At 45.8% G+C, this 15536-nt stretch carries 14 protein-coding genes; 13 read left to right on the top strand and 1 reads right to left on the bottom strand.

The window, feature by feature from the left end; translation table 11 throughout:
* The first annotated feature begins 1 nt into the window (after position 1).
* A complete protein-coding gene (locus IT233_06410; GenBank protein MCC7302254.1) occupies positions 2–637 on the top strand; it encodes a carbonic anhydrase in 636 nt (211 codons plus the stop codon).
* 61 nt (positions 638–698) lie between these two features.
* Positions 699–1097 carry a response regulator gene (locus tag IT233_06405; GenBank protein ID MCC7302253.1) on the top strand — a complete coding sequence of 133 codons (399 nt, stop codon included), beginning with the start codon at positions 699–701 and terminating at the stop codon, positions 1095–1097.
* 15 nt (positions 1098–1112) lie between these two features.
* Here the strand turns inward: IT233_06405 and IT233_06400 are convergent, their stop codons facing one another.
* Positions 1113–1793, bottom strand: coding sequence for a response regulator transcription factor (locus IT233_06400; protein MCC7302252.1), 681 nt, complete (start codon positions 1791–1793; stop codon positions 1113–1115).
* Between the two features lie 179 nt (positions 1794–1972).
* Between IT233_06400 and IT233_06395 the strand changes: the two genes are divergently transcribed.
* The 11 genes from IT233_06395 to IT233_06345 all read left to right on the top strand — a co-directional run bounded on the left by IT233_06395 (position 1973) and on the right by IT233_06345 (position 15532).
* Positions 1973–4789, top strand: coding sequence for a carboxypeptidase-like regulatory domain-containing protein (locus tag IT233_06395; GenBank protein ID MCC7302251.1), 2817 nt, complete (start codon positions 1973–1975; stop codon positions 4787–4789).
* A gap of 181 nt (positions 4790–4970) precedes the next feature.
* On the top strand, positions 4971–7670 hold the full coding sequence (locus IT233_06390; protein MCC7302250.1) for a T9SS type A sorting domain-containing protein: 2700 nt from the start codon (positions 4971–4973) through the stop codon (positions 7668–7670).
* A gap of 211 nt (positions 7671–7881) precedes the next feature.
* Positions 7882–8583: a response regulator transcription factor gene (locus IT233_06385; GenBank protein MCC7302249.1), complete on the top strand. Its 702-nt coding sequence runs from the start codon at positions 7882–7884 to the stop codon at positions 8581–8583.
* A 96-nt stretch (positions 8584–8679) separates the two neighbouring features.
* Positions 8680–9972: a porin gene (locus IT233_06380; GenBank protein ID MCC7302248.1), complete on the top strand. Its 1293-nt coding sequence runs from the start codon at positions 8680–8682 to the stop codon at positions 9970–9972.
* A gap of 11 nt (positions 9973–9983) precedes the next feature.
* Positions 9984–10802 (top strand): PstS family phosphate ABC transporter substrate-binding protein, encoded by an 819-nt coding sequence (locus IT233_06375; protein MCC7302247.1) that lies wholly within the window; start codon positions 9984–9986, stop codon positions 10800–10802.
* A gap of 72 nt (positions 10803–10874) precedes the next feature.
* Positions 10875–12083, top strand: a complete 1209-nt coding sequence (gene pstC, locus IT233_06370) for a phosphate ABC transporter permease subunit PstC (protein ID MCC7302246.1) — start codon at positions 10875–10877, stop codon at positions 12081–12083.
* Complete coding sequence (locus IT233_06365) at positions 12080–12466, top strand: arsenate reductase ArsC (GenBank protein MCC7302245.1); 387 nt, start codon at positions 12080–12082, stop codon at positions 12464–12466. The genes pstC and IT233_06365 overlap by 4 nt, the downstream gene beginning before the upstream one ends.
* Positions 12463–13341 (top strand): phosphate ABC transporter permease PstA, encoded by an 879-nt coding sequence (gene pstA / locus IT233_06360; GenBank protein ID MCC7302244.1) that lies wholly within the window; start codon positions 12463–12465, stop codon positions 13339–13341. The genes IT233_06365 and pstA overlap by 4 nt, the downstream gene beginning before the upstream one ends.
* Positions 13342–13345: 4 nt before the next feature.
* A complete protein-coding gene (locus IT233_06355) occupies positions 13346–14098 on the top strand; it encodes a phosphate ABC transporter ATP-binding protein (GenBank protein MCC7302243.1) in 753 nt (250 codons plus the stop codon).
* Between the two features lie 56 nt (positions 14099–14154).
* Positions 14155–14820, top strand: a complete 666-nt coding sequence (phoU, locus tag IT233_06350) for a phosphate signaling complex protein PhoU (GenBank protein MCC7302242.1) — start codon at positions 14155–14157, stop codon at positions 14818–14820.
* A 70-nt stretch (positions 14821–14890) separates the two neighbouring features.
* Entirely contained in the window at positions 14891–15532 is a 642-nt protein-coding gene (locus IT233_06345; GenBank protein ID MCC7302241.1) for a DUF47 domain-containing protein, read from the top strand.
* Positions 15533–15536: the final 4 nt, after the last annotated feature.

Raw genomic sequence — 15536 nt, 5'->3', positions numbered from 1 at the left:
TATGGATGACATCTACCAACGCCTTCTGCAGGGAAATAAAGATTTTGTTGCGTCGAAGTTAAAGTTAAACCCCCGTTTTTTTCAAGAACTGGCAGAGGGCCAGTCGCCACCGGTATTCTGGGTGGGATGTTCCGACAGCCGCGTGCCGGCCAATGAAGTGACCAATACACGCCCGGGAGAAGTATTTGTACACCGGAATATTGCGAATCTGGTAGATCATACCGACATCAACTTACTGAGTTGCCTCGATTTTGCTGTACAAGTGCTGAAAGTAAAACATGTTATTGTCTGCGGTCATTACAATTGCGGAGGTATTAGGGCCGCATTGTCAAATAAGCGCTTCGGACTTATTGATAACTGGCTTAGGAATATTAAAGATGTGTACCGTCTGTATGAAAAGGAGCTGGATAGTATTCAGGATCCTCAGGCTCGTGAAGACCGGTTCGCAGAATTGAATGTAATAGAATCAGTTTATAATATTTGCAAGACAACAACTCTGCAGGAAGGATGGAACCGGGGACAGCCCCTTCATGTGCACGGATGGATCTATAATGTTTCAAGCGGACTGATAAAGGATCTCAACGTTACCGTCCGTGATAATCACGAAATGAGTTCCATTTACAAGTTCCGTTTCTGATTTAATGATTATCTAACCTTCTCTTTACCCCTTGTTGGTATAGTGAATCTACCTTAGCGGCATGGCTAAAAAGCGCGTGCTGATTGTAGACGATGAGGACGATATCCTGGAGATCCTGGGATATAATATTGAAAGGAGAGGATATGAGGTGCTGAAAGCAAAGAACGGAGTGGAGGGAATCGAAAAAGCCAGAAAATATAAACCACATCTTATCATATCCGATATTCGGATGCCGGAAATGAATGGTATTCAGATGTGCAGAGAATTGCGTGTAGGTTTTGGGTTGGATATCCCGGTTGTGTTTCTAACCGCGGATCCGGATGAATATGTTGCCATTGCTGCTCTTTCAGCCGGTGGAAGTCATTACCTGACTAAACCGGTCAAGCCTTCAATTATTACAGGTATCGTGGATTTCTTTATCGGGAAGGAGATGACCAATACGTTCATGTTCGAACACTGAGACCCAGTGAGATCTTCAGTCTGCAAACTTGTAGCCTATCCCTTTAATCGTCTTTATTCTTTCGATCCCCAGTTTCTCTCTTAGCTTTCGTATATGTACATCTACTGTCCGGCCTCCTACAACAATATCCCTGCCCCAAACCAGATTCAGGATCTCTTCTCTTGTAAATACTTTTCCGGGCTTGGATGTAAGAAGGCTGATAAGTTCGAATTCCTTTTTAGGTAAATCTATTGTTCTGCCGTGTACCTGTAACAGGAAACGATCCCGGTCAATAAAGAGTTCGGATGTACGGAATGTTCCTGAAGCAGCGTTTTCACGGCCACTGCGCCTAAGGAGGGCATTGATCTTTGTAATGAAGAGGCGCGGACGCACAGGTTTGGGTATAAAATCGTCGGCCCCGGCTCCGAACCCTGCGATTTGTGTATAGTCTTCATTTTTTGCGGACAGGAAAACAATAATTGTATTCTGCAACTCGGAATGATCGCGCATGAGCTGACAGGTTTCAATACCATCTATACCTGGCATCATAATATCCAGTACGATCAGATCAGGACGTTCGCGCAGCGCTATTTTCAATGCCTCATGGCCGTTAGTAGCGATAAACGGTATATGTCCTTCTTTCCGGAGATTATAAGACAGGAATTCAAGAATGTCTTCTTCGTCGTCCGCTATGAGAATTTTATATGATTTGTGCATTATCAGTGATTCGTTGCAAAGGTATCCGGTGAAACCTCAAAGCGTATTAATCTATGGTTAGCTCTGTATTAACCATTTGATGTTTACATCGAATTTACAGCAGGGTAACCTATCATTAATCCCGGATTAAACAAGCGCTAATGATGTTTTCAGTCATTTGTGGTGCAAAAAACCATGGAATGAAAACATATGCTCTCTCCCTTCTTTTTCTCCTGTTTCCTGCGCCGGTATTATTCGCAGGAATTATTTCAGGGAAGGTAACGGATGCAACAAATGGAGAGGAAATTCCAGGGGTGGGTATACATTTGAAAGACCTTAAACGTGCAGCCACTACCGATGTTCAGGGCATTTTCCGGTTTTATGATGTCCCCGCAGGAACCTATGAACTGGTGGTTTCATTTATCGGATACAAAACAAGTACGGTGACGAATGTTGTTGTCACAGAGAAAGGTACAACAGAGGTAAGTGTCGCAATTAAAGAAGAAGGAACCGAGCTGGATATGGTTGAAATAACCGCTACCATGGAGAAACATACGGTAGGCTCAATGCTCCTGTTTCAGCAGCGAACGCATACGATCACTACGGGTGTTACCGGTGATGATATACGGAAGTCGCCGGATAAGAATACAGGTGAAGTACTCCGGAGAGTTAGCGGTGCCAGTATCCAGGACAATAAATTCGTACTTATACGGGGTCTCAGCGACCGCTATAACCTGGCAATGGTTAATGGAAGTATGTTGCCTTCTACTGAGCCAGACAGGAAAGCCTTTTCCTTTGACATTTTCCCATCTTCCATTCTTGATAATTTGGTAATATATAAAACGGCTGCTCCGGATCTTCCGGGAAATTTCGCAGGTGGTATAATCGAACTTAATACACGGGATATTCCATCCAAGGGTTTTGTAGCACTTTCCCTCGGCGGATCTTATAATTCTATCAGTACCTTCAAAGAATACATGTCGTACGGCCGGTCGACCAATGGCTGGTATACATCGGAGCTGAAGGACCGTGCCATGCCGGAGGGCTTGCCGGATACAGACACACTCCGCACGCTGCTTAATAGTCCCCAGCATTACACCACATATACTAAGATGTTCGACTATGACTGGAACTACAACACGTTGCCTTCGTCGCCTGTTGGAAAGAGTATCCAGCTCTCCTTCGGTGATCGCTTCAAGATCAAAAACTCCGCACTCGGCTTTACCGGTGCTGCATTGTATTCAGAAAGCCGTAAGCTGAAGATTGTGACACGCCAGGACTATGACGTAGATACCGCCCGGCTATACTCTTACGATGATCGCCAATACCAGCAACTGCAAACCACCGGCGCACTATTTAACCTGAGCTGGAACGTGGGCTCACACTCTTCCTTCTATCTGAAGAATATGATTTCTCTCATTGGAGAGGACAATTTGATTTACCGGTACGGTCCTAATTTTGAACTGGACCGGAACGACAGTGCCTTTGCATTTATTTACAATTTTACGCGACTGATTTCATCTCAACTGGGAGGCGAGCATGTGTTCGGAAAAAGAAAAATGCGCATTAAATGGAATGCCGGGTACAGCCAAACCGGCCGTAGTACACCGGACCTGAGAAAAATGGTTTATACCAGGAATTTTGGTGACACTATTGCTTATGCCTATATTCCATTATCTGTACCTTCTCCCAATTACGGAGGGCGTTTCTGGTCGGAACTGAACGAGACGGTTTTTTCGGGTCAAACGGATCTTTCAATTCCTGTGAAGTGGTATAATCAGAAGCATTTAGTGCGAGGCGGATTGATGATGGAACAAAGAGACCGTGCGTTTAATGCACGGGTTTTTGGTTATGTGCTGAGCTCACCCATGGCATTCGGTCTGCTTTCATTACCAATGAGTGAGATATTCCAGGAGGAGAACATGTCCGCCCAGGGTATACACATTGAGGAGGCCACCAACCCTTCAGATTCTTATACCGCGAAAACGAGTATGATGGCAGGTTACGGTATGATGGAGCAGTCTTTTGGTAAATTGTGGAAGGCAACCTGGGGAGTGCGGGCAGAGTATTATCTTCTGTCACTCCATTCTGCGCAGTACGACGGAAGTCCTGTAACCATAGATACCGCTTTCTTGGATATTCTGCCTTCCCTTAATATCACTTATTCTTTAACGGAGAAAAGTAACTTTCGCTTTGCAGCTTCCCGAACCCTCGTTCGTCCGGAACTGCGTGAACTGGCTCCTTTTTCGTTTTATGACTTTTCGTCGGCTACTGCTGTGGTTGGAAACGATACGTTGAGTCGAACCAGGATATGGAACGGTGACATTAAGTACGAGTGGTTTCCCGGATATAATCAACTCTTTGCAGTTTCTGTTTTCGGAAAGTATTTCGTGAATCCGATTGAAATGGTGGCCTTTTACGGCGGATCGGGATCCAGAACAAGAAGCTATCAAAACGCACCTTCCGCCGTGAGCCTCGGAGCCGAGTTGGAGTACCGGGTAAAGTTGACCTGGTTGGATTCATTGCTGAATACCCGGATATTCAGCAATGTGAGCTGGTTTGCAAATCTTGCTTATATACGATCCGGAGTTAATCTCGACGGCGTGAAAAATACAGACACCGCGGAACAGTTTCGTCCCATGCAAGGGCAATCTCCTTTCGTAATTAACACAGGATTGATGTACCTTTCAGAGAAAACAGGATGGGGAGCCTCGCTTTTGTTTAATAAAATTGGACGCAGAATCCATGAGGTAGGGGCCATCGGATATCAGGATATTTATGAGTCCAGCGGGGAACAGTTCGATGTTCAGGTAAGTAAGGCGTTCTGGAAGGCTCCTAAATCAGGGGTCCGCCGCGGAGAAATAAAACTTTCTGTGAGTAACATACTGAATGATAAACCAACCTATTATCAGGATTTTAATCTGAATAAGAGGTTCGACGGTGCCGGAACGGATAAAGTGATTCAGATCACTCAACTGGGCACCCAGTACTCCCTCTCTCTCAGTTTAAAGTTCTGAAAGAAAGGGATGGAATCTAAATGCCGTTTTCCCGGCATTTTTTCGTGATAACAATTCCTTAATCACTGAGTGCGGAAAGCATAATTATCCGCTAATTATTTAGCAATCCGGATCAGGTAGTTTTGTTGACGAAAGAAAGGGAATATTACCCTTTCGAAAAACATAAACTAAAATCAACAAAATGAAAAAACTCTTACTTGTGCTTGTCGCGGCACTTCTTGCCGGAGCGGTACGTTCTCAGGTAGTGAATGTTTCCGGTGATATCACCACAAACACGACATGGACCAATAACAATATATACCTCCTGACCGGTGGATTTGTTTACGTTACAAACAATGCCACACTGACCATACAGCCCGGAACTGTAATTAAAGGTCAGGCGGCTGCGTTGGTAATTACCCGTGGATCAAAGATTATAGCTAACGGAACTGCTACACAACCAATCGTATTCACCTCGTACCAACCTGCGGGTTCTCGTAGTGCTGGTGACTGGGGAGGGCTTTTAATCCTTGGAAATGCTCAGATCAATGACCCGGCAGGTCAACGTTTGGCCGAAGGTGGTATTGATCCGGTGAAAGGGTTATATGGAGGAGGAATGAGTCCGGATAATAATGATAGTTCCGGTGTGCTCCGTTATGTGCGTATTGAATATGGTGGAATTGCATTTCAGCCAAACAATGAAACCAACGGACTTACCTGCGGCGGCGTTGGTAAAAGAACCGTTTTGGAGTACATACAAGTAAGCCATGGAGGGGATGATGCATTCGAATTCTTCGGAGGAAATGTTAATGCAAAGTACCTTGTTGCAAAGAGCACAGTTGACGATATGTTTGATACTGACTATGGATATACCGGGAGAATTCAGTTTTTTATTGGAATATCTGACTCCTTGATTGCTGACATTAGCCTCTCCAACGGATTTGAGTCTGACAATGACGCCACCGGAACAGGTAACACACCTCAGACTAAACCTATTTTTAGTAACGGAACCATTATCGGACCAAAGGTTAATTCCTCAACCCAGATTAACACTAATTTCGGAAGGGCATTGCATTTGAGAAGAAACACTTCAACGTGTACCTACAATTCAGTTTTTGTTGGATTTAACACCGGCCTTAAGATTGAAAGTGCAGGATGCACTACTTCTGTTGGAAATGGGAATCTTCAATTTGCCAACAATGTGTTGGCAGGTTGCTATACAAGGGATCTGGATTCGTCCAGCTTATCCTTCGGCATGCGAGCCTGGTATAATTCGAATTCAAATACAACCATGACCAACAGTCAGGATGTTATGCTTACTTCGCCTTATGTCTACACCGGTCCTAATTTTAAACCACAAACAAGCTCCCCTCTGTTGACTGGCGCAAGTTTCTTAGCGACCAATCTTCAGGATCCCTTTTTTACTCCGGTAACCTATCGTGGGGCAATTGGAACAACGGATTGGACAAAGTGCTGGACAAATTTCAATCCTCAGGCTGAGCCATATAACGGTGCAATCAATAATACGATGGCTGTGCCAACCATTACTGCAGGAGGCCCGGTTACATTCTGTCAGGGAGGATCTGTTTCTTTATTCTCTTCATCGGCTTCATCTTATCTCTGGAGCAATGGAGCCACTACCAATTTGGTTAGTGTGAATACTTCAGGAAATTATACGGTCATTACATCCAACAGTTATGGCTGTTCTGCCACCTCATCCCCTACAATAGTCACCGTTAATCCCCTGCCAACCGCAACAGTTACACCTACTGGTTCTACTACGTTCTGTCAGGGAGGATCAGTAACGCTCAACGCCTCCGCAGGTTCATCTTGGTTGTGGAGCACTGGCGCAACAACCCAGTCAATTGTAGCATCTAACGCAGGGAACTATAATGTATCAGTAACAGATGCAAATGGTTGTTCTGCTACTTCAAGTAATATCAGTGTTACTGTGAATGCAAATCCCACGGCAATAGTTACGGCAGGAGGACCCACCGTTTTCTGTACCGGTGACAGTGTTTTACTCACTTCCAACGCAGCTTCAGCATACCTTTGGAGTACAGGAGCAACTACGCAAAGTATTTACGCTTATACGACTGGTTCGTACAGTGTAACTATCACGGATGCGAACGGATGTACCGGAGTTTCCAATGCGGTGAACGTTTCTGTTTCCAGTTCTCCCGCTCCAACCGTTACACCATCCGGCAGCGTCAGCATCTGCCAGGGCAGTTCAGTCACACTGACCGCATCGCAGGCGTCTACCTACCTCTGGAGTACCGGGGCAACTACCCAGTCAATTACGGTGACTTCGGCGGGAACATATACAGTAACTGTTACAAACAGCAATCCTTGTAACGGAAGCGGAGCTTCTGCCCCTACAACAGTAACAGTAAATCCACTGCCCGTATTAGGCTTCACTTATAGCACGGCCGGCAATAACGTAACCTTCACCAATACAACCACAGGGGCAAGTACTTATTTCTGGAGTTTTGGAGACAATACGAATTCCAATCTGGTATCTCCAAGTCACCTGTATAATAATGGAAACTGGACGGCTTGTCTTGTGGCTACGTCGTCTGCAGGATGTGCTGATACGCTTTGTCAGAATATTTATATCAATGTTGGGATGGAAGAATCGGTTTCGGTGCTGGAAGGAATGAATGTATACCCGAACCCTGCCAGTTATGCCGCCACACTTGAATTGAATCTGTTGAGTGAGACTCTTGTTACAGTCCGTATGATGGATATGAGCGGCCGTGTAGTGTGGAATTCAGCTGAAATGAACCTTGCAGCTGGTGCGCATGAGGTGAAAATAGAAACAAATCAGTTGAACCCCGGCTTGTACATTATTTCAGTGCAGGCGGGAGAAGAGCAAAGAGTAATCCGGTTATCGGTTCAGTAACAATCGGGTTTTGGTGAAAGGGGGGCGGAGGATATCCGCCCCTTTTTGTATCCAGGCGTATCGGATGAGAAGCAGGTACAGGCTTTGAAACGAAATGTAGTGGGAATAAGTGGGATGGAATGTGGACCAACGTATTAGTTCTTGTTAAAATTAACAATGAGTTCACAATAGATTAACTATCAGTTTAATTCTGTTTCACACTTTTATAGCCATGAAAGACGGTGTATTGCTTGTAAGCAAGGATATGAAGCCCGCCCGTGAATTGGCGGAGCATCTTCGCTCAAGCGGATTCAGAACGGAAGTGGTAGCGGACGGATTGCTCGCATTGGATGTGGCTGAATCGTTCCATCCGCAACATGCCATTATTGACCTTTCAATTGGATCGGATGCGAGTCTGGAACTCGCCGAGATGATCAGGAATCTGCGCGGTTCCTCCAATGTCAGGATAAGTTTCCTGCTGAATGAAGTGGACGAGCATTCCAAAAGTGAGCGATTCGGATATTTAGCTGATGAATATTTCATCAAGCCGGGAAATCCTGAACATATCGCTGTTAAGCTCAGGAGATCGTTCACGGGGCAACACCGCCAGCCAACTACTCCCCGGCATTTCATGAAGGACGGTCCGATCAGATATAACGATCTGATCATCAACAGGGATGCGTTTACAGTGCATCTGGGATCAGAGGAAATTAGCTTGTCAAGAAAGGAATTCGAATTGCTGGAACTTCTTTGCCAGAACCCGGATAAAGTCTATACGCGTTCAGAAATTTACAGACGAATCTGGAAGCGGGAGGAACAGGAGGGGGTTGATCGCACGCTGGATGTACATATCCGGAGGTTACGTAAAAAAACCGGGAATCGCCTGATCAAGACAGTGAAGGGCGTGGGATATCGCCTGGCTGTTAATGCCTAATGAACCAAATGTTAACTCTTAACACATACATAACATTGCAGTGATACTTCATTAACCTGACGGTGGCATTTTTGCCAAAAGTAAACGAAAGGTTATATGAAAGTAAAAAAAGTAATCATCTGTTTTATCTTCCTTATGTACAGTGCCGGCACGGCTTTTGCTCAGGGAGAAGATACACTAAGCACTGTTATCACCGGTATGCAGACAAATCTGAGAAACCTGAATAAACTTAAGTTCACCGGATACATTCAGTCGCAGGTGCAGTTCTCAGATTCCAATGGAATTTCTTCCTATGCCGGCGGAAATTTCCCTTCCAATGTGGATAAACGATTCACAGTGCGGCGGGGCCGACTCAAAGCAACCTACTCCGGCAACCCTTTCAACCTGTTCGTTATTCAAATCGATGTTACTCAAAGCGGTGTGGGTATTAAAGACGCATATGCCCGTTTCTCCGACCCCTGGGCGAGAGCGTTTCATCTGACTACCGGCGTTTTCGACAGACCCTTTGGTTATGAGATAAGTTATTCTTCGTCCAGCAGAGAAACTCCGGAGCGGGGGAGAATGTCGCAGATCGTATTTCCGGGAGAAAGAGATCTTGGCGCTATGATTACGTTCCAGATGCCCAAAGAACATCCGTTTAGTTATTTTAGAATAGATGCTGGAATGTTCAACGGCACCGGAGGTACGGCTGTGGATTTTGATTTCCAAAAGGATTTTATCGGGAGAATGCGTATTGACCGCACTTCCGGTAGTGAAAAGTTTAAATATGGTATGGGAGTGTCTTATTATAAAGGCGGACGCAGAATGGCTAATTCTACAATATGGTCTGCCGGTACAGATTCCCTCGGGCTGAATACATTTACTCAGGAGCCGGATACGAATAACTACGGGAAGATCGCGCCTCGTCAGCATTTCGGGGCCGATTTTCAATTCAGTGTAGATTGGCCGGCCGGACTTACTACAATCCGGGGTGAATATGTTCAGGGGAACATGCCCGGAACATCTTCTTCTTCCGGAGGATCCGCAACACAGCCAACCGGCGACACGTATCAGCGAAACTTTAATGGCGCCTATTTCTATTTTGTACAGAAGATTCTTCAGACCAGGCATGAAATAGTTGTTAAATATGACTGGTATGATCCCAATACAGATGTTTCCGGCGATGAGATCGGAAAATCAGCCCAGGGACCGAACGCATACAAAACAACCGGTAAAACAGACCTTAGGTATTCAACGCTCGGACTGGGATATATTTTCCATTATGATTCGAATGTAAAATTGGTCTTTTACAGGGATATGGTCACCAACGAAACAAGCAGCAACCTCAGCGGGTTTACCAAAGATATTACAGATGACGTTTGGACATTCAGAGTACAATTTAAATTCTAAAACAAAGGAAGATGAAAAAAGTATTATTCGCAGGAATTGCCATTGCTTTAATGGCGGCCACGCAAGCACCGCTTCGCCTGGTTATCAAAGGAAGTGATACCGTGCTCCCCCTTTCTCAAAAGGAAGCGGAAAGCTTTATGAAAGCAAACAAAGGATCGGCGGTAACCGTAGTGGGTGGCGGCAGTGGGGTAGGAATTTCAGCGCTGATGGACGGAACCACGGATATTGCGATGTCGTCACGGAAACTGAAACTGGATGAGAAAATGAAATTGCAGGAATCCGGGAAGAATGTAAAGGAAGTGATCATTGCTTATGACGCACTCGCCGTGATCGTAAATCCGGGCAACAAAATCAAACAGCTCACACGTGAACAGATCGAAAATATCTTTACCGGCAAGTATACCAACTGGAAGCAGGTAGGAGGTGATGACATGCAGATTATCGCCTACTCCAGGGAAACATCCTCCGGTACGTATGAGTTCTTCAAAGAGCATGTAATGAAGAAGAAGAATTACTCTCCCAAGGTTCTTAATATGCCCGCTACCGGAGCCATCATTCAATCCGTTGGCCAAACCAAAGGGGCTATCGGATACGTGGGACTTGCGTACCTCGAGAAGGAGGTTACAGCCCTCAAGGTTTCATATGACGGGAAAACATTTACGGAGCCGAACATGACGAATGCGAAAAACAAAAGCTACCCGGTTGTCAGACCGCTCTATTATTACTACGCCACAAAGAGTGAATCCAAGGTGAAGCCCTTTGTAGACTATATCCTGAGCACGGAGGGGCAAGGTATAGTGGAAAAGGTGGGTTACGTGCCTGTTAAGTAAAGCAGGAATTAACAATTACGTAACATTTCAACATCAAGGATGCGGTACATTTAGTATCGCATCTTTTTGTTTATGAGATTGTGGTTTCGCAAAGTCGGGGAGGCATTTCTTCTGGGTATGATCCGGGCGAGTGGAGCTGTGTCCAGCCTGGTTGTAATCCTGATAGTGGTTTTTCTTTTTAAGGAGGGCATAGGAATAGTGGGCGAAACCACAGTGGAAGAGGGATTTGTACTTACGGTTCATCGTGATAATCCGGTAAATGATCTTACTCCCATCCAGGTAAAAGATATTTTCGACCAGAAGATTACGCATTGGGCCGAAGTGGGTGGCAAACAGGATACTATCATCTTGCTCCACCTGGAGGATCTGGCTTCCTATTACACCGAGGAGCAGATCGGTGCAAATCTTGAAGGTATCCCGAAGTGTTTGCAGCATTTTATCGACAGTGTACCGCAGACCCTGGCATTCGTGCCCGGCAACCAATTACCCCACGGATACACGGGTAAAATTGTGCATACCCCTCCTGTTACAGCAGCTGGATTTTTAGCGGACAGGGAGTGGTTCCCAACTGCTCAGCCTTCGGCACAATTGGGAGTGATGCCTTTGATCCTCGGAACGTTGCTTGTAAGCCTTTTTGCAATTCTTTTTGCGCTGCCGCTCGGGCTTGCTACCGCCATATATATGGCGGAGGTGGCGGATGAGCGGATCCGGAGGTGGTTGAAGCCGGTTATTGAACTGCTTGCCGGAATTCCTTCTGTAGTATACGGATTCTTTGGTCTGGTGGTCGTCGTACCCTGGGTGCAGGAACTATTCGGATTGCCTGTAGGAGAAACCGCGCTTTCGGGAGCAATTGTCCTGGCAATCATGGCTCTCCCGACTATTATTACAGTATCGGAGGATGCACTTCGTAATACACCACGGGCAATGAAGGAGGCCAGTTTGGCCCTGGGGGCCTCTCATTGGCAAACCATACGCAGAGTAACAATCCCTTATTCTTCCTCAGGAATCACAGCCGGAGCCATCCTTGGAATTGGCAGGGCCATCGGCGAAACCATGGCGGTGCTGATGGTTACCGGAAATGCGGCGGTAATGCCTTCCGGTATTCTCGAGCCGGTACGAACTATTCCTGCAACAATCGCGGCAGAGTTGGGTGAAGCTCCTTTCGGCGGACTGCATTTTAAAGCATTGTTCGCCCTGGGATGCATACTGTTTATCCTCACACTGATAATTAACCTGCTTGTAGAATCCGTTTCCTCCAAAAATAAAATACGAACGCGGTGAAAAAAGTCCTGTTTGTTTGTATCGAGAATTCCAACAGAAGCCAGATGGCGCAGGCGTTTGGAATGATGATGGGCCGGAAGGATTTGATTTTCTGCAGCGCCGGCTCACGTCCTTCGGGCAAGATCAATTCCAAAGCGATTGCAGCCATGAAGGAACTGTCCTATGATCTGTCGGTCCATGAATCCAAATCAGTCGATTACTACAGGTCGGAAGCGTTCGACGCGGTGGTAACCATGGGGTGCGGCGACGAGTGTCCATTCATCCCTGCACGGCATCGTTTCGACTGGCAGATTCCTGATCCAAGGGATATGGATATGGCGGAATTTCGTAAAGTGAGGGATCTGATTAAAGATAAAGTAATTGCCCTGATACCATTATTGTGAGAAGCGGAGTCAATCATACAAAAAGAAAAAAGCAGACACAGTTCGCAGTGTTCTGGCTGTTCCGGCTTATCAGCATTTTAGTGGTTTGCATCCTTTTCCTGATTCTGTATTTCATTTTTTCACGTGGGATGAACGTTATTTCATGGGAATTTATTACGAGCCAGCCGGAAGACGGTATGACGAAGGGCGGAATTTTGCCGGCGATCGTGGGTACGTTTTATCTTGTGCTTGGTAGCGTTCTCTTTGCGTTCCCGGTTGGGGTCTTATCCGGTATTTATGTTAATGAATATGCGAAGGAGGGATGGGTGAAGAAGTTCATCAAACAAATGACAAATAATCTGGCAGGAATCCCTTCCATTGTTTTCGGACTGTTTGGTATGTCTTTATTCGTGAACCGGCTCGGGTTTCAGGCATCCATACTTGCGGGCTCCCTTACGCTTGGCCTGCTGGCGCTGCCAATTGTGATCCGTACAACGGAAGAGGCACTCAAAGCGGTAGATAGCAGTTTCCGCCATGCTTCGTATGCAATGGGCGCTACAAAGATCTATACCATTCGGAAAGTTATTCTCCCTATCGCATTCCCAAATATTATAACGGGATTGATTCTTTCCGTAAGCCGGGTTTCGGGAGAAACAGCTCCTATTCTTTTCACATGCGCGGCCTACTTTCTTCCCAAACTTCCTGAAAGTATTTTTGATATGGTAATGGCGCTGCCGTACCACCTCTATGTGATTTCGACCAGCGGCACAAATATCGAGGAGTCAAGGCCCATGGCATACGGAACAGCGGTGATACTGGTGCTTATTGTACTGATCGCCAATCTAAGTGCACATGCCCTGCGTGTTTATTTCGGAAAAAAAGTGAAAATGAAATAGTGTTATGTTCAAGATACAATCCAAAGATGTACATCTCCATTATGGCGATTTTCACGCCCTGAAGGGAATCAATATTGCTATTCGCCCGAATACGGTTACAGCACTAATTGGTCCTTCCGGGTGCGGGAAGTCAACCTACCTTCGTCTGTTCAATCGCATGAACGATCTGATTGAAAATGTGAAGATAAATGGAGTAGTACTGGTAGACGAAGAGGATATATACCGAAAGGGAGCCAATGTAGACGATCTGAGGAAAAAGGTTGGAATGGTTTTTCAGAAACCGAATCCATTTCCTAAAACCATTTTTGAAAACGTAGCGTACGGCCTGCGTGTGAATGGATTGAATGACCGTAAGTTGCTGGAAGAGCGGGTTGAAAAATCATTACGGCAGGCGGCCTTGTGGGAGGAAGTGAAGGATAAGTTGAAAAAATCTGCATTCGAGTTATCCGGAGGTCAGCAGCAGCGCCTCTGTATCGCCCGTGCGCTGGCTATTGAGCCTTCGGTGGTGCTGATGGATGAACCGGCATCTGCACTTGACCCGATCTCAACCGCCAAAATCGAGGAACTTATTTATGAGCTGAAGTCTAAATACACCATTGTGATCGTCACACACAATATGCAGCAGGCAGGAAGAGTAAGCGATTATACGGCATTCTTCTACATGGGAGAGCTCATTGAATACGACGAAACAAAGACAATTTTTACGAACCCGGAAAAGATACAAACTCAGAACTACATAACCGGACGTTTCGGATAAACTTTTTTCTTAGACTGTACCATCGCCCGAACACATTATCTATTTATCTCACCGATATGTCACACCTCGATACAGAAATTAAAATCCTGAAGGCCGATACCATTGAAATGTGGAAACTTGTCGCTCTGCAACTCGGAAAAACGTATGACGCACTCACAACTTTTGACCGCGACCTTGCCCGTGAAGTGATTTCAGGCGAAAAGCGGGTGAATGCATTTGAGTTAAAAATAGACAGAGATTGTGAGAACATGTTCGCTCTTTTCCAACCTGTAGCGATCGACCTCCGTTTTGTTCTTGCTACCCTGAAAATCAATTCGAATCTTGAACGCATCGGCGACATTGCGGAAAGCATCTCGCGTTTCGTTCTGGATGTGGAGGAGGATTTCAATAAGGAACTGCTCACGATTACCCGGATAACTACGATGTTCCAGACCGCCAATGCCATGGTGAATGATACCCTCAGGGCCTTTGAATTGGAAGATACACGACTGGCCCGGACGGCCTTCAAAATGGATGAAACACTGGATCAGATTAACAACAGTGCCAGTCATGTTATCTCCGATTGTATCCAGAAGTACCCCGACCAGATAAGGCACGCCCTTCACGTATTATCCATGATCAGGAAGCTGGAAAGGGTAGGGGATCAGACCAAAAACATGGCAGAGGAGATTATTTTTATGGTGGAAGCCAAGGTGTTAAAGCACGGAACCAAAAAAGAGTGACCCTCTTAACAATTACTTAACATAGAGACGGATTAAACCCCTTTCTTTGCCACGTTAACACAAAATTAACATGGCACATCTGCTCTCCTTTCTGCTCCCCCGGGACCGGAAATTCTTCCCCCTCTTCGAAAAAGCCAGCGGCAACCTGCTTGCCATTTCCAAAGTACTTGTGGAAATGATCAACACTGCTGACCTGGAGAAACGACGGGCACTTATCAAAGAAATTGAACGCCTGGAACATGTCGGTGATGGGGTAACGCATGAGATATTTAATGAGCTTTCTGCCAACTTCATTACACCTTTTGACCGCGAGGATATTCATACCCTTGTGAGCTCCCTCGACGATATTGTGGACTATATCCATGGCTCCGCAAAAAGAATCGAACTATATAAAATCGAATCATTTTCCCCGGCTATGGTCAAACTCTCAGAACTGATCCAGCAAGGAGCGGAACAGCTGCATTTGGCAGTCACCGAACTGAGAAACCTGAAGAACATCGCACGCATCCGGGAAGCATGTGTCAAGATCAACAGCATGGAAAACCATGCAGACGATATCTTTGATATGTCTATTGCTCAGCTTTTTGAGGATGAAAAGGACGCGGTGAAGATCATCAAGCTGAAGGAAGTCCTCTCAGCCCTCGAAACGGCAACGGATAAGTGTGAGGACGCGGCGAATGTGCTCGAGTCAATTATCGTGAAGCACGCGTAAGTTA

This window comes from Bacteroidia bacterium (assembly GCA_020852255.1).
Lineage (GTDB): Bacteria > Bacteroidota > Bacteroidia > JADZBD01 > JADZBD01 > JADZBD01.
Note: the sequence above shows the minus strand (reverse complement) of the source record. Positions and strands in the feature narration are given on the sequence as shown.

Bases quoted from the DNA above. Each gene is read 5' to 3' on its own strand.
- IT233_06355 (MCC7302243.1), top strand. From the start codon at position 13,346: ATGTTCAAGATACAATCCAAAGATGTACATCTCCATTATGGCGATTTT.
- IT233_06390 (MCC7302250.1), top strand. From the start codon at position 4,971: ATGAAAAAACTCTTACTTGTGCTTGTCGCGGCACTTCTTGCCGGAGCG.
- IT233_06345 (MCC7302241.1), top strand. From the start codon at position 14,891: ATGGCACATCTGCTCTCCTTTCTGCTCCCCCGGGACCGGAAATTCTTC.
- IT233_06375 (MCC7302247.1), top strand. From the start codon at position 9,984: ATGAAAAAAGTATTATTCGCAGGAATTGCCATTGCTTTAATGGCGGCC.
- IT233_06405 (MCC7302253.1), top strand. From the start codon at position 699: ATGGCTAAAAAGCGCGTGCTGATTGTAGACGATGAGGACGATATCCTG.
- IT233_06380 (MCC7302248.1), top strand. From the start codon at position 8,680: ATGAAAGTAAAAAAAGTAATCATCTGTTTTATCTTCCTTATGTACAGT.
- pstC (MCC7302246.1), top strand. From the start codon at position 10,875: ATGAGATTGTGGTTTCGCAAAGTCGGGGAGGCATTTCTTCTGGGTATG.
- phoU (MCC7302242.1), top strand. From the start codon at position 14,155: ATGTCACACCTCGATACAGAAATTAAAATCCTGAAGGCCGATACCATT.
- IT233_06395 (MCC7302251.1), top strand. From the start codon at position 1,973: ATGAAAACATATGCTCTCTCCCTTCTTTTTCTCCTGTTTCCTGCGCCG.
- IT233_06410 (MCC7302254.1), top strand. From the start codon at position 2: ATGGATGACATCTACCAACGCCTTCTGCAGGGAAATAAAGATTTTGTT.
- IT233_06400 (MCC7302252.1), bottom strand. From the start codon at position 1,793: ATGCACAAATCATATAAAATTCTCATAGCGGACGACGAAGAAGACATT.
- IT233_06385 (MCC7302249.1), top strand. From the start codon at position 7,882: ATGAAAGACGGTGTATTGCTTGTAAGCAAGGATATGAAGCCCGCCCGT.